This is a genomic window from Maritimimonas sp. 2405UD52-3 (assembly GCF_056591715.1).
Map to the genome: position 1 here is coordinate 143,564 of NZ_JBWQOL010000006.1, position 16,415 is coordinate 159,978.

Below are 16,415 nucleotides of genomic sequence, written 5' to 3' on the forward strand. Positions count from 1 at the left end.
TTTATTTTCGTTATAATTGATCTTGAAGTTCCTTCAGTTCATCCCATTTATTTTCGTAGGCTAATTTTGCTTGTCTAGGCCATGATGCTGGCTTATGAACCCTATATCTTGGACCTGCTTTATCAAGAATGTTTTTTAATCTATCTTTTGTGGCCTCAGCTAATTGTAAAAAACTCCAAATACCATCATTGTTTAATAACGTTTTTATTTTGGGTCCAATGCCTTCTATTATGGTAAGGTCATCTTTTATGGAGTCATCTATTTTTGCTACACCATCAACAAAGTTAGAATCTGAGAGCACAGAAACTCCCGGAGCTGCCACTTTTTTAGCTTTTATAGTGGTATTCAGTTCATGTTCCATCTCATCATATTTTGATTTCCACTTGTAGATCTCCTTTTTGTATTTATCCTGATACCACTTACGCCAAAAAAACCAACCTATTAAAAAAGCACCCAGCATCCATAAAAAAAGCTCAATAAGATGCCATGTATTTTGATTTGTAAATATAGATACTGATAACATATTTGTTATTTTATTGTTATTTCTACGCGTCTGTTTTTAGCTCTACCACTTTCTGTTCTATTTGAGGCAATAGGCTCAGTTTCTCCCTTTGAAGAAACTAAGATAATGGCACTTGGAAGGCCTTGCAAGATAAGATAATCTTTTACAAGGTTGGCCCTGTCAAGACCAAACTGGTAATTGTTTTCGCCAACGTTGTCAGTATGCCCTTCCAAATAAATCTTCTTATTAGTGTATTTTTTTAAATAAATAATTAATTCTAAAGTATAAGCTTGCAATGTCCTATCCGGTAGAAATTCACGAACTGCAAAGTTTGAATACATAGTTTTATTGGCTATACCCTCTTCAACTTTAGCTATGCGTTTTGTACTTATATCTCTAAATTGTATGGTAATCCCATCATTATAGGTACCTTTATCATCATATGAATATATTGCTTCAACAGATGCAGATATTATCTTATCAGGATTAATTCCTGTCTGTGATAAACTATTTTTTAAATGTTCTATTCTGGCATTTCCAAGATGAATGCCTTTCTTTATATCTACTTCAGATGCTAAGTATTTAGCAGTTATGACCAGCTCTTTATCTTGATGGCTATTGAGATAACTATATATAGAGTCTTTAAAACCATTTAATTCCTTTGGTATTTTAATGCTTCCATCATTAGTACTTATACTAAAGCCTTTATTGAAAGTAAAAATAGGTTTTCCATAAGCTGAGATGGTAAATTTATCAGGGCTAAGGCTAAGAGAGTTATTAGAATTTTGATTAGAAAACAAGCTTTTTACTTTGGTAGTTTTACCTTCTGCAGCCAAATCTTTGGCGTTAGAATTTAAGGTTGTTGATTCAGAAAACACATGCGGAATTGCACAATCACCCATTAGGTGATTATTCAAAAATTCATGTATAAGAATGGCAAAAGTAGACCACACTAAAAATGCAAGAAATGCAGACCAGATCTTGGTCATTTTAAAGTAAGTTTAGTTAATTGGGTCTTCAAATGTACTAAAAGATTTTTTCACAACGCGTATCTATCTGTTTATTAAATAGATAGAATTTTCAACAAAGTTTATTTATTGAGTTCATCATTAAAACAATTCTAATAGTTAAATTCCTGAATTTTATTTTTTGGCGGCAGTAACAAGCTCTAGCTTATCTATTGAAGTAGTAGTGGTAAAAAGACCATAGTTAATAATGGCTTTATTCTTTTCTATTTTTTCTATAGTACCCACAGAGTTACTATCTATAAGTCGCACTCTATCGTTAGGCTTATAAATATAATTTGCTTTTTGTTTTGCCACTTTTTTGGCTTCAGCAACTTTTTCTTTTCGTACCTTTTTGACTTTTTCGAGTACTTCTTTTTTAACGGTCTCTAATTTTTTCTCTTTTTGTTGAATTGCTATTTTTTCTTTTTTCTTTTCAACTTTAGTTTTAGGCTTTTTATCTTTATTGCGTTTAGATTTTTCAATCGTTACCCATTTCATTAAATCAGCTAAAAACTGTTTTTTATTATTTGTTTGAAAATACTTATTGATCAGTTCATTGAACTTTCGTCCAATAGAAAGTATTCTTTGGTTATTGTCATAAAGTTCCTGAAAACTTTCTAGCTTCACCTGAATTTTTCTTTCTTTATCAGAAAGACTCTCTTTATGTTCTTCAGCCTCATCTTGGGCTTTTTCTAATGCCTGAGAAGTTTTTTGAAGTTTATTCCGCTCTTGCTGAAGTTTAGAAATGGTTTTATCAAGTCTAATCTTTTCTCGTTCTACTTTTTTCTTGGCTCGATTGATCAAACTAAAAGGTATTCCATTTTTTTGAGCTACTTCAAATGTAAATGAACTCCCAGCTTGACCAATATATAGTTTAAAAGTGGGTTCTAAGGTTTTTGCATCAAACTGCATATTGGCATTGGATACATTTTCTAGCTCATTGGCTAGAACTTTTAAATTAGCATAGTGTGTTGTGATGATACCATATGCTCCTTTTTTATAAAATTCTTCTAAAAAGATTTCTGCTAAAGCACCCCCCAATTCAGGATCACTACCGGTGCCAAATTCATCAATTAAAAACAAAGTATTGGCATTACATTTACGTAAGAAATTACGCATGTTTTTTAATCTGTAACTATAAGTACTTAGCTGATTTTCAATTGATTGGTTATCTCCAATATCAGAGAGTATTGTATCAAAAAAATAGACCTCGCTACGCTCATGAACCGGAATCAAAATACCACTTTGAATCATAACTTGTAGTAATCCAATAGTTTTTAAGGTAATACTTTTACCACCCGCATTAGGCCCCGAAATAACTATAATCTGTTGCTGATCATTTAATTCTAATGTTTGCGGAACTGTTTCTAATCCTTGCTTACGATTGCTCTCCAATAAAATAGGATGGAATGCATCTTTTAAAAGTATTTTTTTAGTTTTTGAAATACTAGGTAGAATTCCACCAATAGTATGAGCATATTTGGCTTTTGAAGCTACTAGATCTAAATGAGTTAAAAATTCCTGATATACATTTAACAAGTCAATAAATGGACGTATATCGTTAGTAAGTTTTTTGAGTACTTTAACAATTTCTTCCTGTTCTTCATGCAACAGTTCTTGCAACTCCCTGTTCAGTTTATTTGTAGATTCGGGTACAATGAAGATGATACTACCAGTTTTAGAAGTTCCTAAAATGGAACCTTTTACCTTACGTCTGTGCATAGCTTGCACAGCTAGCACTCTTTGATTTTCTATAACAGACTCACGAATATCATCCAGATAACCGGAACCGGCATATTTATTTAAAGCACTTGAAAAACTTGTACTAATCTTAGCCCTTACCATATTCATATCATTTCGAATACCTTTTAACGTTTCTGAGGCTTTATTATCTACTTCTCCAAACGTATTGATCACTTTTCGGATATTTTCAATCAATTCTTTGGTGAACTCTACTTCATAGGACATCCTAAAGAGTGTAGGGTAGTATTCTTGAAATTTTTTAAAGAACTTTAGTTGAATATTAGCAGTTTCAGAAATAGCTGCTATTTTTAAAAAACCTACAGCTTCTAAAAAACTATTTTCTATACCTAATAAATGGATTTCCTTGGTAATTTCTTCAAAATGATGATTTGGTATTTTGTTTTCATTTTCAAATGAGCTTAAATATTCATTTACCAGATGTAGTTGCTCAAATAATTTAAGTTTAGCTGAAATAGGTTTTATTTGTAGAACGGCTTTTTTACCTAAATCAGAAATGCAGTATTCACTTATGCTATTGATAACAGTAATGAACTCAAGGTCGTTTAATGTTTTTTGTGTGATTTTGCTGCTCAAAATTGTACTTTTACAAACGCACTGCAAAGTAACTATTTTACCAAGACTATGAATGTACAAATTGCCGAAAGTTGGAAAGTTATTTTAGAAGATGAATTTAGAAAACCCTATTTTGAGAGGCTTGTTTATTTTGTGAAAAACGAATATAAAAATTATACTTGTTATCCTAAAGGAAGTCAAATTTTTGCTGCTTTTGATTTTTGCTCTTTTGATGAATTAAAAGTGGTGATTATAGGCCAAGACCCATATCATGGAGTGAGGCAAGCTCATGGACTTTGTTTTTCAGTAAATGACGGTATACTACATCCGCCATCATTGATTAATATCTTTAAAGAATTAAAAACAGATCTGAGTATACCTGTTCCATCAAGTGGAAATTTAGAACGGTGGGCTAAACAAGGTGTCTTATTACTAAATGCTACCTTAACCGTTAGGGCACATCAAGCAGGCTCGCACCAAAATAAAGGATGGGAAGAGTTTACGGACGTCGTTATTACTAAAATCTCTGAGCAAAAACAAGATGTAGTTTTCTTGTTGTGGGGTGGTTATGCTAAACGAAAAGGTTCAAGAATAGATGCAGCCAAACATCATGTGTTGACTTCGGGGCATCCCTCACCTTTAAGTGCTAATAGAGGCTTATGGTTTGGTAATCAACATTTTTCAAAGACCAATACTTTTTTAGAAAGTAAGGGAGTGGAAAAAATTCAGTGGTAAACAAATTCTTATTTCACTGTGCTAATTACCTTTTTTGCCCTTAGATATTTTTTTTGTTAAATACCAAACGATAAGAGTTGATACGAAACCAAGAATTAATACCCAACTAAATTCATAGGACATAAAATCATGAGAATGAGTATTCCTTGTTGGATGAGCATTCGCAATGTTGATTACTGAAATGAACACAGAAGTAATTGCTATTTTTTTCATAATAAATTATTTTTTAAATCGAAGTTTGTTTTTTAGTTGGTATGGAGATTGATTTGATTTTTTACTAAGTTCTTTTAGATCGTCAAATTCTGGTTTTGTTTTTTTAAAACCTGTTGGAGTTTTTGACTCCTTAATAATTACGTTTCCAAAGTTAGTATTCTTTTTAATTGATTCTCTGGGTAGTTCAATTCTTTCAACCTTAAAAAATCTCAGACCTATAGTGCTAGTATTATCGAATAAATAAGATGACACTTCATTAAGAGCATTTTTCTTTAATATAACTTTGAGCACGAAACCTAATCTACCTTTTTTCATTATTTCATTTGAAATACTAAAGTCTATAGCCCCAGCTTTGAGCAATCCTTCTTGAAAGTCTAGAGCTAAATATTCAGGGGACATATCATCAATAGAAGTTTCTATTTGAATGTATGCCTTAGATTTCTCTAACCGTTCATTTTCCAACAAAGAGATTCTTAAAACATTTGGATACTTAAAATCCATTTTTCCAGGACCATAAGCAACCTTTTTGACCCTATAAACTGTTGAGTCAATAAATTCTGGATTAAGATATTTTAAAATAGCAGCTCCAGTTGGTGTAACTTTTTCTCCTTGTTCTTCACCTCGATAAATAGGTATATTTTCTAATATTTCTGCTGTAGCGGGAGCAGGAATAGGTAGCATACCATGTTGAGTTTTTACCATACCATAACCAGTACAAATAGATGTAGATATGACTTTATTAATATTTAATTTATCGATCAAAATAGCACACCCTACAATATCTAATATAGAGTCTACGCCACTGATTTCATGAAAATGAATCGTATCTAAAGGTAAATTATGTATTTTAGACTCAGCTTTACCAATTATCAAAAAAATTTCATTTGCTATTTTTTTTGCCTTTTTGCTTATGTGGGCGTTTTCAATAATTTTTTGAATGTCTTTTAAATGTCGATGATTATTGTAGCCGCCATGAGTATGTGGATGATGATGTTTTTTATGCTTGAGTGTATTATCTTTATTATTGTCAGTATCCCTTTTTTCGTTTATATCTATTATTTCAATATAGTTACAACTAATACCATTTTTATCAACCTTTTTAATAGAAACTTTTGCGTCAGTTAAGTGGAGTTGTTCTGGTAAGTTAAGAAGTACATTATAGTCATTGAGTAATTCACAAAACGCACTTAAAAACATATTTCCTGATAGTCCAGAGAAAGCCTCAATATAAATTGTGTTCACAGATTTCTGAAATTTAAAATTCTATATGCACTCATAGCTGCGCCATAACCGTTATCAATATTCATTACAGAAATACCATTTGCACAACTACTTAGCATGGCGTGTAATGCTGTTTCACCATTCTTTGCACTTCCGTAACCTACTGATGTGGGAACTGCAATTATTGGTTGAGGTAACAATCCACCAATTACTGTCGGTAGGGCACCTTCAAAACCTGCTACTACAATTAAAACTTGATATTCTTTTAATTCATCAATTCTATCGAGTAAACGATGAAGACCGGCCACTCCAATATCATGTACAATTTTAGAACCTACGCCAAAATATGAAAGTGTATAATAGGCTTCTTTGGCTACAGAAATATCAGAACTACCAGCGGATATGACGCCAACTTTAAATTGATTGAAGTTCGAATTAATATGTTTAAGCATGAAAATCTGTGAATCTTTATCATAAAAAGCATCCTTAAATATATCTAGTAGAATGTCTGCTTTTTCATTTTGAAGCTTGGTTATCAAGGCATTTTCTTCTCTTTTTTCATATTCAACTAGTAGTTCTTTCAGTAAAGAAATGCTCTTTGAAGCACCAAAGACTACTTCTTCAAACCCTAAGCGTTGTTTTCTTAAGTGGTCAATATTAAAATGCTTAGTCATGTAGTACACGATTTAGTTTTCCAGATACAAGTCCTTCATAATCAATTGTTACATCGCTAAATCCGAATATCAACATGCCCTTAGATATTTCTGCAAAATGTTTTTCTAATTCCCCAATTCTACCCTTTGGGACCTCAATTGAAGCCACATTTTTAAGATATCTAACACGGACTTGGTGGAAACCAAAATTATTCAAAAAATTTTCAGCATTTTCAATTTTTTTAAGACGCTCTTTAGTTACACCAATTCCATAAGGTATTCTAGAACTTAAACATGGGCTTGGAGGCTTATTAGCCGTTTCTAAACTCATTAAATTAGCTAATTCTATGATTTCTTTTTTGTTGATTCTAAGCTCAGCCAATGGAGACCTAATTTGATAAATTTTAGCGGCCTCTAACCCCGGTCTATAATCACCTAAGTCATCAAAATTAGTACCATTGATAATTGTATGTTTTGGATATTTCTGTTTTATCAATTTTGCCATACTTTCATACAAATGATTTTTGCAAAAAAAGCATCTGTTACTAGGATTTAAATTATAATTGGGATCATTTAATTCATTGGTTCTAATAACTTCTAATACAATATTATGTTTTTTGCAGAATGATGTAGCGATTTTAAAATCTTTTGATTTAAGACTTTCAGAATTAGAAATTAGCCCAATAGCCTTTTCCTTAAGCACTAGTTTTGATACATATAGAACTACAGAAGAGTCTACTCCACCAGAAAAAGCAGTAATTGTTGAATCATGTTCTCTAAACCAATTTTTAAGTAAGGTTAATTTGGCGCTCATATGTCGTTAATTACAATATATAATACTTTTTAGGAAGTTTTTTCGTCTGTTACCTGCAAAAGTAAGCAATATAAAAAAACCGTCCTATTTAAAAATAAAACGGTTTTTTGGTTGGCTTGTTGATAATAATTAAGCTACTTCGGTTTGGTAAAAAGTAGCTTCGGTTATGGTTGGGTTTAATTGGTATTGTTCATATAAATCTACACAACTATGTGTTGATTTGCATGAAATTAACAATGCAAAAGCAAGTGCAAAAATTAAAAATGATATCCATCTTTTCATAAACTGTTAGTTTTTTGATAGTTACTCCATCTTTTCCAACAGCAATTTTGCGTCTACTTCGCTTTCAATAACGTTAAATTGTACCAATTTATTTTGAATGCTATTAATTAATTTTTTTTTGACGCCTTTTTTTCGGTTCCATTTGGTAATCTTTAACCAATCTCTAATATCTTCTAATTGCTGCTCATAGCGCTTTGCAAACATTAAATCTAGACCTTTAATTTCAAGTGGGTTTTCAAACTTCTTTAATTGCTTATTAATAACTTTTATAATTGTCTTAATTGATTCTACATCATTCTCTAAAACTTCATCTCTCACGGCAATTACAAAACAGGACCAAGGTGTTCTTACGTTGTCAATCCTTCTAAAAATACCTTTATCAACCAAAGGTTTGGTAGTAAAATGTTCCCACATAAAATAGTCTGAAGTACCGTTGGTAAGTGCTTCTACACCACCATCTAGGTTTTTAACCACTTCATACTTTAACTTATCAATGTCAAAACCTTGATTATAGGCATTTACAATGGCCATCAATTGTGAGCCAGAACCATAACGGCTAATAGCGATTGTTGCATCTTTAAGATCTTCTACTTTCTGAAATTTAGATTGTGAGCCTACATGAATGCCCCATAATAATGGCGATTCAACATATACCTTTATTATTTTACTGGGATTACCATTGATAATATCTTTTATGATGCCTTCAGTAAGTAAAATAGCCATATCAATACTACCTTCACGTAAAGCCTTACACATAGCACCGGTGCCACCAGAGAATTCCTGCCATTGTAGATCAATACCTTTTTTTGAAAATTTGCCTTGTTCAATGGCTAAATGCCATGGTAAATTAAAGTGTTCAGGAACACCTCCTATTTTAATCGTTTTCAATTTATGCAACTAATTTATCAAGCGTATATACAATCAATTTTTCTATGGTTTCTTTAGGCTGATTGCTAAAAGTACCATTAGCTCTGTTGGCGATAATAGCATTCATAGATAACACATGATGCCCTAATAATTTACCCATGGCATACATTGCTGCGGTTTCCATTTCAAAATTTGTAATACGAGTGCCATGAAAATTGAAGGAATCCATTCTTGTATTTAGATCTTTATTTTTGATAGGAATTCGTAAAACTCTTCCTTGAGGGCCATAAAAGCCAACCGCAGTAGCTGTAAACCCTAAAAACGTTTGATTACTTTTTAACTTATTTTCTAATAAATTACTATCCATTACCACATAGGGTCTGGCTTTTCTGGAATTCCATTTTGTATGAGCTATAAAAGCTTCTTCTACCTCTTTTTGCAAGATATGCTCACAATCATAAGAATGAATCATGCCATCTAAACCCAAGCCAAATTTTGAGATGACAAAACTATCTATAGGAATATCCTCCTGTATAGACCCAGAGGTACCAATTCTAATAATATCAAGAGAAGTTAATCTTTCTTTTACTTTTCGGTTTTTGAGATCAATATTTACCAAAGCATCTAACTCATTAAAAACAATATCTATATTGTCTGGACCAATACCCGTTGAAATAACAGTAAAACGTTTACCTTTATACGTGCCGGTTTCTGTTTTAAATTCTCGCTTTTGTATTGAAAACTCTATATTATCAAAGTGTTTGGAAACTAGAGATACCCTATTTTGATCACCAACGGTAATTATGGTATCTGCAATATGCTCGGGTTTTAGGTTAAGATGATAAATACTCCCATCAGGATTTAAGATCAATTCAGATTCAGCTATTCTATTCATAATTTAACCTCCTACACGTTTAACATTAAACCCTTTTTCTTTTAAAATTTGCATGATCTTATCACGATAATCTCCTTGAATTATAATCTTATCATCCTTAAAAGAACCACCTACACTTAATTTGGTTTTTAGTTCTTTAGCTAATTTTTTGAAATCAGCATCTGCTCCGGTGTACCCTTCTAAAATAGTAATAGGTTTACCTTTCCGTTTCTCATATTTGCAAATAATAGGGTCATCCTGCATCCAGATGTCTGATTTTTGAATAGGCTTATCTTCTTTTTCAGGAATGTGATCCGGAAAAAGATTTTTTAACTGATCTTGTAAATCCATTTACTTCTTAATTAAACCGAGCTCTACCAGGCGCTCATTTAGAAAGTCACCTGCAGTAATATCATCATATAGTTTAGGATGCTCATCATCAATACAGTTTTCAAGGCAGTTCAATGGCATTTCACTAATAGGATGCATAAAAAATGGAATGGAATAGCGCGAAGTTCCCCACAATTCCTTTGGTGGATTCACTACTCTATGAATAGTAGATTTTAATTGATTATTAGAATGCCGTGACAACATATCTCCTACATTAATTACTAATTCTTCAGGTTCAGCAATAGCATCCAGCCATTCACCCTTATGGTTCTGTACCTGTAGACCTTTACCATGTGCTCCCATTAATAAAGTAATAAGGTTTATATCACCATGCGCAGCCGCACGTACTGCGTTTTTAGGTTCTTCAGTAATAGGAGGGTAGTGGATAGGACGAAGAATGGAGTTTCCATTTTTGATGTAATTGTCAAAATAGTACTCATCTAATCCTAAGAATAAGGCCAAAGCACGTAATACATACACACCTGTTTTTTCAAGCATTTTATAGGTTTCTTTTCCCACATCATTAAATTCAGGTAATTCATTTACAGTAACATTTGCAGGGTACTCAGCCTCAAGTTTTGGATTGTTTTCTACGTATTGTCCAAAATGCCAAAATTCTTTTAGATCACCTTCTTTTTTACCTTTAGCACTCTCTTTACCAAAAGATACATAACCTCGTTGACCACCAATGCCTTCAATTTCATACTTGCGTTTTGTTTCAACAGGTAGTGCAAAGAATTTTTTAATTTCCCCATACAGATTATCAACTAGATCATCACTTAAAAAATGTCCCTTTAAAGCTACAAAACCTATATCTTCATAAGCCTTTCCAATTTCATTCACAAATTTTTGTTTATGTTGTGGGTCATCTGATAAAAAGTCGGACAAATCAACACTAGGTATATTTTTCATGATTGTTTCATTAAGTTAGCAAAGATAAATTTACGGAAAAAATCTTATTTAGTCTTCTTGTAAAGTGGTATCAAATAGGATAACGTATAGTTTAGTCCGAATCCGGTATCGTTTAGAAAAACACGATTAAACCCAGGTACAAACAAGTTTTTGAAATTCTCAGGTTCTTTAGTCGTGATCATTCGTTTACCACTAAAACTTACACCTAAATACAAATTATTAAAAAGTTCAGCTTTCATACCAACCACTAGCTCCCCCCAATGTGCATTCAATCCATCAAAAGTTACAGGTGCTTCTAGAGACTGATCAGTTACAAAAGGATCACTATTAATAATTCCGCTATTTAATGTTTGTTCAAATGTGCTAAATCCATACCGGATTCCAAAATAAATAAGGTTCTCCATACCCAACCAGTTTTCATAAACGTTATAATCTACACCAGCTTTTATGTATTGTCCTTTTGTGGTGAAACTAAAAAAGTCTTCATCACGATTTTTTTCTGTAAAACCTAATTCAGTAGCTATATATAGATTTTTAGATAATCTATAATCAGCAACCAATTCTAATCCTTTTCTATCATCATTAATAATTGTGGTGGTTGGGTTATAAAGATCTATACCAACACGTAACCCGTAACTTTCTTTATACACAATACTATCTTGCTCTGTTTGCTGGGCAAAAAGAAATCCTGAAATAAGAACAAAAAATATGTTAAAAGAAGATTTTAAGGTGTGCTGCATTTTCGTTGGCAATAGTATCAGTAACTACTTCTAAAGATTGAATCCAGTTTGAAGTAGTTTGATAATTAACATTATTAAAATTGGCTTTAAACCCGCATGAACGTCCAACAAAAACCTCTTGAACATCATAATTTATAGTAACAGTATCAATGCTTGTTAAAGTATCATCTGTACTATTAGAAGTTAAAATATACTGAGTCATCATTTCAGTAACTTTAACTGGAAGTGCTATTGAGTCCGTTGATCCTGTTATCGTTTGATTATCATCGGTATACTCACCTTCAATTCCTATTATTTCAACCTGAATGTTCTGAACATTTTTGAACTCAGATTGATCTTCAAAATCGAAAAAGCGAATGGTAAATTTAGGGGTAGTAGGATCTATACAGATATCATCGCGCTCACACCCTGCAATAACAGCAATGATGGCGAAAATTACTAAAATAAAGGTGAATCGTTTATTTGTTGAATCGTTAAATCGCATTAATCTTTTAATGATTTTTTTAGAGCATTTAATTTATTTGAAATTTTCTCTAACTCACTTCGGATTGCAATATAGCTTTCTTCAGATATATACCCTAATTCTTTAGAAATGATTAACTGATTTATAACTTCCATGGTGGATCCATAAGCAATTGTAATAAATCGTTTTTTATCTTTGACTGTATCTCTAGTTAATCCCTCTGCTAAATTTGAAGATATTGAAATAGTAGCTCTTTTTATTTGACTTGTCAATCCAAATTTTTCACTTTCTGGAAACTTTTTGGTAATGTTATAGACTTCCTTTACTATATTTATTGAATCTTTCCAGACAGTTAGCTTTTCAAAAGAAAAAATATACATGTTTACAATTCAACGATTTAACAAAAAACAGATAAACAACTTAACGCAATTCTAACAAAACAACGTTTTCTACATGATGCGTTTGAGGAAACATATCTACTGCTTGACTTTTAACCACTTTATATTTTGCATCTAAAATGGCCAAATCTCTAGCTTGTGTAGCTGAATTGCAACTTACATATACAATTTTAGGTGACGCCAAATTCAATAGTTGCTCCACTACCTTTTTATGCATTCCGTCACGCGGTGGATCCGTAATTACAACATCTGGTTTCCCATGTTTTACAATAAATTCTTCATCAAATACTTTGGCCATATCACCCACATAAAATTCGGTGTTATCAATCTTGTTGCGCTTGGCATTTTCCTTGGCCGCTTTAATAGCATCTGGAACTGATTCTATACCAATTACTTTTTTAGCTTTTTTAGCCACAAATTGAGCAATGGTTCCCGTTCCGGTATAAAGGTCATACACTATTTCGTTTCCCATAAGAGAAGCAAAATCACGTGTTATTTTGTACAACTCATAGGCCTGCTCAGAATTCGTCTGGTAGAATGATTTAGCATTGATTTTAAATTGCAAACCTTCCATCTCTTCAAAAATGTGATCTCTACCATGATAACAGATAACTTCTTGGTCATAAATGGTGTCATTTCCTTTTGGATTAATGACATAAAGCAAAGAGGTAATGTTAGGAAATTCAACTTTTAAAAAATCTAATAGCTTTCCGCGCTTCTCTAAATCTTCTTTAAAGAATTGAATCAAGACCATAAGTTCACCAGTGGTTGAAGTGCGTATCATTAATGTACGCAAAAAACCAGTTTGGTTTCTCGTGCTAAAGAACTCCAACTCGTTTTTAATTGCAAAATTTTTAATAGCCAATCGAATAGCATTACTAGGATCGGCTTGTAAGTGACATTTTTCAATATCAAGAATTTTATCCCACATACCCGGAATATGAAAGCCTAATGCATTTTTATCTCCTAGGTCTTTATTAGAAGCTATTTCTTCTTGAGTGAGCCAGCGACTATCGCTAAATGAAAATTCCATTTTATTACGATAGAAATATTGTTTTTCTGAACCTAAAATAGGTGTTACCTCTGGTAGGTCAATATGCCCAATTCGGGTTAGATTATTTGTGACTTCCTTTTGTTTGTAAAATAGCTGATGTGCATAACCCATATGCTGCCATTTACATCCACCACAAACACCAAAATGCTTACATTCAGGTTGTACTCTTTTATCAGAAAGGGTATGAAAGGCCATAGCTTTTCCTTCATAGTATGCTTTTCTCTTTTTGAAGGTTTGTACGTCTACTAAATCACCAGGCACAGCATTTGATAAAAAAATGATTTTTCCATCAGGAGCTTTTGCAACCGTTTTGCCTTTAGCACCGGCATCTATAACCTCTAATTGCTCAAAAAATTGTTTTCTATTTTTTCTAGCCATGCAGCAAAAATACTAATAGCATAATATATAAAAGGTCATTATAGCTAATAATGTTTCGTTAATTTTAAGACAGAATTGAACCAGTTTAAAATATGTTCGTCTAGTATTGGAAAGATGAGATCAACCGAAAAAATTTTTGACGGATTGTTAGTGCTACGATGCAGAAGCGGAGATAAAAAAGCTTATTCATTATTAGTAAAACGTTGGCATCAAAAACTTTGTAAACAAGCTTATTGGTATACTAACGACATTGATCTTTCAAAAGATATAGCTCAAGATAGTTGGACTACCATTTTCAGAAAAATACATGCATTAAATGACCCTAATAGTTTTGGTAGTTGGGCTTTAAGTATTGTAAATAGAAAAGCTATTGATGCTTTAAGAAAAGCATCAAGAACAGATGAAAAGTTAAGAATGTACTACCAAAACTTAAAAACAAAACAAGCTTATGAAACTGATAAAATTGTTACTAATGATAGTGCTAGTACTAATTCTCATAATTCTGAGATTGTTATAAGTGCGATTAAAGAGTTACCTGAGAATCAACAGGCAATTTTACGTTTATTTTATGTTGAAGAATACTCGGTTTCAGAAATAGGTGACATATTGAACATACCTAAAGGTACCGTCAAGTCAAGGCTTTTTTATGCCAGAGAAAAATTAAAATCAATTTTAAAAAAATATAAAGATGAAAAATCATAACGAAGAAATAGATCAGATTATTAAGGAAACATTAACAAAAGAAGAAGCTAAGTTCTATGATGAATTAGATGAACTAAATGTTTTTAATAAAATAGGAGGAGTTTTTAAAGGAAAAAATGGTTGGCTCTTGGTCATTATGAATGTAATTACTATTGCTTTCTTGGTATTATTTATTTACTGTATAGTAGAATTCTTTAAAACTGAAGTAACACAAGAACTTATTTTATGGGCCACTGGAGGACTTTTTAGTGCACTGTTCATAAGCATGATAAAGGTATATGTTTGGCAATTAATGCATAAAAATGATGTTTTGCGTGAGTTGAAGAGGATTGAATTGCAAATTGCAGCCTTAACGGGAAAAATATCAGAACAGAAATGAAGGTCATAAATGTGCATACTAGAGTTATTAATCAACCTGTAAATAAAATTTCCAAATTATTTGAGACGCTTGCAACAAAAGATGATCAAATGTTGGCGACAGATAAATGGCCAGCTATGAAACTGGATAAAGGATTACAAGTAGGTTCAAAAGGAGGACATGGTATCATACGTTATTCAGTTCAAGAATATGCGCATGGAAAATTTATTCAATTTAAGTTTTCAAAACCTAAAGGATTTTATGGTACTCATGAATTTGAGATTAAAGAGCTCGAAAAAGATAAAACGGAATTAAAACACAGTATTAGAATGACTATAAAGGGGCAAGCAATTTTTACTTGGCCATTCGCTATAAGATGTTTACATGATGCTTATATAGAAGATGCCTTTGATAGAGTTGAAAATCATTTTTTAACAAAAAAGAAAAAAACGCAATGGAGTATTTGGGTCAGATTCTTAAGAAGAGTCCTTAAACCTAGAAAGAAAATTAGATAAAAAAAGCATCCTTTTTAGGATGCTTCTTAGTTTATATTTGAAAGGGTTATTGAACTACAAATTTTCCTTTCATAATAGCGTAATGTGCAGGGAATGAGCATAAGAAGTCATATTCACCAGCTTCAGGAGCATCAAACTCAATTATAGTTTCTTCTCCGCCACCGATCATTTTGGTATGAGCAATAATGGCGTCTTTCATCTCAACTGGAATATAATCAGTATCCTTTGCTGCATTGGCTTTTTGCCCAAATTCATTTAAATTAGTTCCTTTTTTAAGAATTACTAAATTATGTCCCATTAAATCCTTAGTCATTTTACCAACATGCTTTAAAGTAATTTTTACTTTTTGTCCACCATTCACAATGATTCGTTTTTTGCTAAAACGCATATTATCATCACCTTCAATGACTACATCATTATTTGCAGGTTCTTCTTTTTTAACTTCAGGTTTTTTTACCTCTTCTGTAGTAGTTTCTACCTGCTTTGTTTCTTCTTTTTTCTTATCACCGCAGCTAACAAATATTAATGAGATGACAGTAGCAAATAAGATTATTTTCTTCATGTTTAAATTTTTGTGTTAAAGTTTAAACAAATATACAAATTGTTATGATTATAGAAATCATAATTCAATGTTAAATAATCATTTTTGATAAAATTGACTTTCAATAAGAACTATCAATCATTATTCACTTGTACTTGCCATATATGCCACAATAGCTTCAAGTTCTTCTCTCTTAAGATTTTTAATAAACTCTTGAACATTGGCATTCATTACTGCCAAGTAGCTAGAATCTTTTATACCAATTGCATGGCTTTCTTAACCCTTTAAGAAATCAATAAATGTTTTTATTTTGATCATTAAAAGATTGCAATATTGCAGTTATTGACGGCCCAATTACTATCCGTTAATATGGCGTGACAATTCGAGCATGTTCTTTCTGAAAATAATTTTTGACCTAAGGCAATTTTTTCAGCAGTTACTTCCGTATCTTTTATATACTATTTCTTTTTTCACCACAAC

20 protein-coding genes are annotated in these 16,415 nt (G+C 31.9%); 4 read left to right on the top strand and 16 right to left on the bottom strand.

The features are described 5' to 3' along the window. Nucleotides 1-10: 10 nt before the first annotated feature. The 3 genes from AC1EU5_RS14040 to AC1EU5_RS14050 form a co-directional block, all read right to left on the bottom strand. Nucleotides 11-523, bottom strand: a complete 513-nt coding sequence (locus tag AC1EU5_RS14040) for a hypothetical protein (protein WP_480193039.1) — start codon at nucleotides 521-523, stop codon at nucleotides 11-13. A gap of 5 nt (nucleotides 524-528) precedes the next feature. After that, nucleotides 529-1,491, bottom strand: coding sequence for an OmpA family protein (locus AC1EU5_RS14045; protein ID WP_480193040.1), 963 nt, complete (start codon nucleotides 1,489-1,491; stop codon nucleotides 529-531). A 153-nt stretch (nucleotides 1,492-1,644) separates the two neighbouring features. Continuing rightward, nucleotides 1,645-3,846 carry an endonuclease MutS2 gene (locus AC1EU5_RS14050; RefSeq protein ID WP_480193041.1) on the bottom strand — a complete coding sequence of 734 codons (2,202 nt, stop codon included), beginning with the start codon at nucleotides 3,844-3,846 and terminating at the stop codon, nucleotides 1,645-1,647. A 48-nt stretch (nucleotides 3,847-3,894) separates the two neighbouring features. On the opposite strand from AC1EU5_RS14050, the gene AC1EU5_RS14055 reads away from it, so the two are divergent. After that, nucleotides 3,895-4,560, top strand: coding sequence for a uracil-DNA glycosylase (locus tag AC1EU5_RS14055; RefSeq protein WP_480193042.1), 666 nt, complete (start codon nucleotides 3,895-3,897; stop codon nucleotides 4,558-4,560). A gap of 219 nt (nucleotides 4,561-4,779) precedes the next feature. Here the strand turns inward: AC1EU5_RS14055 and larC are convergent, their stop codons facing one another. From larC to rlmD, 12 genes are all read right to left on the bottom strand, one after another. Further along, nucleotides 4,780-6,015 carry a nickel pincer cofactor biosynthesis protein LarC gene (gene larC, locus AC1EU5_RS14060; protein WP_480193043.1) on the bottom strand — a complete coding sequence of 412 codons (1,236 nt, stop codon included), beginning with the start codon at nucleotides 6,013-6,015 and terminating at the stop codon, nucleotides 4,780-4,782. After that, nucleotides 6,012-6,668 carry a nickel pincer cofactor biosynthesis protein LarB gene (gene larB / locus AC1EU5_RS14065; protein ID WP_480193044.1) on the bottom strand — a complete coding sequence of 219 codons (657 nt, stop codon included), beginning with the start codon at nucleotides 6,666-6,668 and terminating at the stop codon, nucleotides 6,012-6,014. The genes larC and larB overlap by 4 nt, the downstream gene beginning before the upstream one ends. Further along, nucleotides 6,661-7,461 (bottom strand): ATP-dependent sacrificial sulfur transferase LarE, encoded by an 801-nt coding sequence (gene larE, locus AC1EU5_RS14070; RefSeq protein ID WP_480193045.1) that lies wholly within the window; start codon nucleotides 7,459-7,461, stop codon nucleotides 6,661-6,663. The genes larB and larE overlap by 8 nt, the downstream gene beginning before the upstream one ends. 129 nt (nucleotides 7,462-7,590) lie before the next feature. After that, nucleotides 7,591-7,743, bottom strand: coding sequence for a hypothetical protein (locus AC1EU5_RS14075; RefSeq protein WP_480193046.1), 153 nt, complete (start codon nucleotides 7,741-7,743; stop codon nucleotides 7,591-7,593). Nucleotides 7,744-7,764: 21 nt separating this feature from the next. After that, nucleotides 7,765-8,631 carry a substrate-binding domain-containing protein gene (locus AC1EU5_RS14080; RefSeq protein WP_480193047.1) on the bottom strand — a complete coding sequence of 289 codons (867 nt, stop codon included), beginning with the start codon at nucleotides 8,629-8,631 and terminating at the stop codon, nucleotides 7,765-7,767. Nucleotide 8,632: 1 nt separating this feature from the next. Further along, the gene (locus AC1EU5_RS14085) at nucleotides 8,633-9,505 is read right to left on the bottom strand and encodes a nucleoside phosphorylase (protein ID WP_480193048.1); all 873 of its coding nucleotides are present in this window, start codon (nucleotides 9,503-9,505) and stop codon (nucleotides 8,633-8,635) included. A 3-nt stretch (nucleotides 9,506-9,508) separates the two neighbouring features. Continuing rightward, nucleotides 9,509-9,835 (bottom strand): translation initiation factor, encoded by a 327-nt coding sequence (locus tag AC1EU5_RS14090; protein WP_480193049.1) that lies wholly within the window; start codon nucleotides 9,833-9,835, stop codon nucleotides 9,509-9,511. Further along, nucleotides 9,836-10,786 (bottom strand): isopenicillin N synthase family dioxygenase, encoded by a 951-nt coding sequence (locus AC1EU5_RS14095; protein WP_480193050.1) that lies wholly within the window; start codon nucleotides 10,784-10,786, stop codon nucleotides 9,836-9,838. It lies immediately after the preceding gene. Between the two features lie 44 nt (nucleotides 10,787-10,830). Next, nucleotides 10,831-11,526, bottom strand: a complete 696-nt coding sequence (locus AC1EU5_RS14100; RefSeq protein WP_480193051.1) for a DUF6048 family protein — start codon at nucleotides 11,524-11,526, stop codon at nucleotides 10,831-10,833. Continuing rightward, on the bottom strand, nucleotides 11,498-12,010 hold the full coding sequence (locus tag AC1EU5_RS14105; RefSeq protein ID WP_480193052.1) for a DUF6452 family protein: 513 nt from the start codon (nucleotides 12,008-12,010) through the stop codon (nucleotides 11,498-11,500). Before AC1EU5_RS14105 ends, AC1EU5_RS14100 begins: the two co-directional genes overlap by 29 nt. After that, nucleotides 12,010-12,369 (bottom strand): four helix bundle protein, encoded by a 360-nt coding sequence (locus tag AC1EU5_RS14110; RefSeq protein ID WP_480193053.1) that lies wholly within the window; start codon nucleotides 12,367-12,369, stop codon nucleotides 12,010-12,012. The genes AC1EU5_RS14105 and AC1EU5_RS14110 overlap by 1 nt, the downstream gene beginning before the upstream one ends. A gap of 40 nt (nucleotides 12,370-12,409) precedes the next feature. Further along, nucleotides 12,410-13,819 carry a 23S rRNA (uracil(1939)-C(5))-methyltransferase RlmD gene (gene rlmD, locus AC1EU5_RS14115; protein ID WP_480193054.1) on the bottom strand — a complete coding sequence of 470 codons (1,410 nt, stop codon included), beginning with the start codon at nucleotides 13,817-13,819 and terminating at the stop codon, nucleotides 12,410-12,412. A gap of 114 nt (nucleotides 13,820-13,933) precedes the next feature. On the opposite strand from rlmD, the gene AC1EU5_RS14120 reads away from it, so the two are divergent. From AC1EU5_RS14120 to AC1EU5_RS14130, 3 genes are read left to right on the top strand one after another with little or no spacing between them, the layout of a single operon-like run. Continuing rightward, nucleotides 13,934-14,521 (top strand): RNA polymerase sigma factor, encoded by a 588-nt coding sequence (locus AC1EU5_RS14120; protein ID WP_480193055.1) that lies wholly within the window; start codon nucleotides 13,934-13,936, stop codon nucleotides 14,519-14,521. After that, nucleotides 14,508-14,900, top strand: a complete 393-nt coding sequence (locus tag AC1EU5_RS14125) for a DUF6768 family protein (protein ID WP_480193056.1) — start codon at nucleotides 14,508-14,510, stop codon at nucleotides 14,898-14,900. Before AC1EU5_RS14120 ends, AC1EU5_RS14125 begins: the two co-directional genes overlap by 14 nt. Continuing rightward, nucleotides 14,897-15,394, top strand: a complete 498-nt coding sequence (locus AC1EU5_RS14130; protein ID WP_480193057.1) for a hypothetical protein — start codon at nucleotides 14,897-14,899, stop codon at nucleotides 15,392-15,394. Before AC1EU5_RS14125 ends, AC1EU5_RS14130 begins: the two co-directional genes overlap by 4 nt. Nucleotides 15,395-15,440: 46 nt before the next feature. Here the strand turns inward: AC1EU5_RS14130 and azu are convergent, their stop codons facing one another. Then, the gene (gene azu, locus AC1EU5_RS14135) at nucleotides 15,441-15,956 is read right to left on the bottom strand and encodes an azurin (protein ID WP_480193058.1); all 516 of its coding nucleotides are present in this window, start codon (nucleotides 15,954-15,956) and stop codon (nucleotides 15,441-15,443) included. Between the last annotated feature and the right edge of the window lie 459 nt (nucleotides 15,957-16,415).

Excerpts from the sequence above, each read along its gene's own strand:
- AC1EU5_RS14040 (WP_480193039.1), bottom strand. The coding sequence starts at position 523 with ATGTTATCAGTATCTATATTTACAAATCAAAATACATGGCATCTTATT.
- AC1EU5_RS14045 (WP_480193040.1), bottom strand. The coding sequence starts at position 1,491 with ATGACCAAGATCTGGTCTGCATTTCTTGCATTTTTAGTGTGGTCTACT.
- AC1EU5_RS14055 (WP_480193042.1), top strand. The coding sequence starts at position 3,895 with ATGAATGTACAAATTGCCGAAAGTTGGAAAGTTATTTTAGAAGATGAA.
- larB (WP_480193044.1), bottom strand. The coding sequence starts at position 6,668 with ATGACTAAGCATTTTAATATTGACCACTTAAGAAAACAACGCTTAGGG.
- larE (WP_480193045.1), bottom strand. The coding sequence starts at position 7,461 with ATGAGCGCCAAATTAACCTTACTTAAAAATTGGTTTAGAGAACATGAT.
- AC1EU5_RS14075 (WP_480193046.1), bottom strand. The coding sequence starts at position 7,743 with ATGAAAAGATGGATATCATTTTTAATTTTTGCACTTGCTTTTGCATTG.
- AC1EU5_RS14085 (WP_480193048.1), bottom strand. The coding sequence starts at position 9,505 with ATGAATAGAATAGCTGAATCTGAATTGATCTTAAATCCTGATGGGAGT.
- AC1EU5_RS14090 (WP_480193049.1), bottom strand. The coding sequence starts at position 9,835 with ATGGATTTACAAGATCAGTTAAAAAATCTTTTTCCGGATCACATTCCT.
- AC1EU5_RS14095 (WP_480193050.1), bottom strand. The coding sequence starts at position 10,786 with ATGAAAAATATACCTAGTGTTGATTTGTCCGACTTTTTATCAGATGAC.
- AC1EU5_RS14100 (WP_480193051.1), bottom strand. The coding sequence starts at position 11,526 with ATGCAGCACACCTTAAAATCTTCTTTTAACATATTTTTTGTTCTTATT.
- AC1EU5_RS14105 (WP_480193052.1), bottom strand. The coding sequence starts at position 12,010 with ATGCGATTTAACGATTCAACAAATAAACGATTCACCTTTATTTTAGTA.
- AC1EU5_RS14110 (WP_480193053.1), bottom strand. The coding sequence starts at position 12,369 with ATGTATATTTTTTCTTTTGAAAAGCTAACTGTCTGGAAAGATTCAATA.
- rlmD (WP_480193054.1), bottom strand. The coding sequence starts at position 13,819 with ATGGCTAGAAAAAATAGAAAACAATTTTTTGAGCAATTAGAGGTTATA.
- AC1EU5_RS14120 (WP_480193055.1), top strand. The coding sequence starts at position 13,934 with ATGAGATCAACCGAAAAAATTTTTGACGGATTGTTAGTGCTACGATGC.
- AC1EU5_RS14125 (WP_480193056.1), top strand. The coding sequence starts at position 14,508 with ATGAAAAATCATAACGAAGAAATAGATCAGATTATTAAGGAAACATTA.
- AC1EU5_RS14130 (WP_480193057.1), top strand. The coding sequence starts at position 14,897 with ATGAAGGTCATAAATGTGCATACTAGAGTTATTAATCAACCTGTAAAT.
- azu (WP_480193058.1), bottom strand. The coding sequence starts at position 15,956 with ATGAAGAAAATAATCTTATTTGCTACTGTCATCTCATTAATATTTGTT.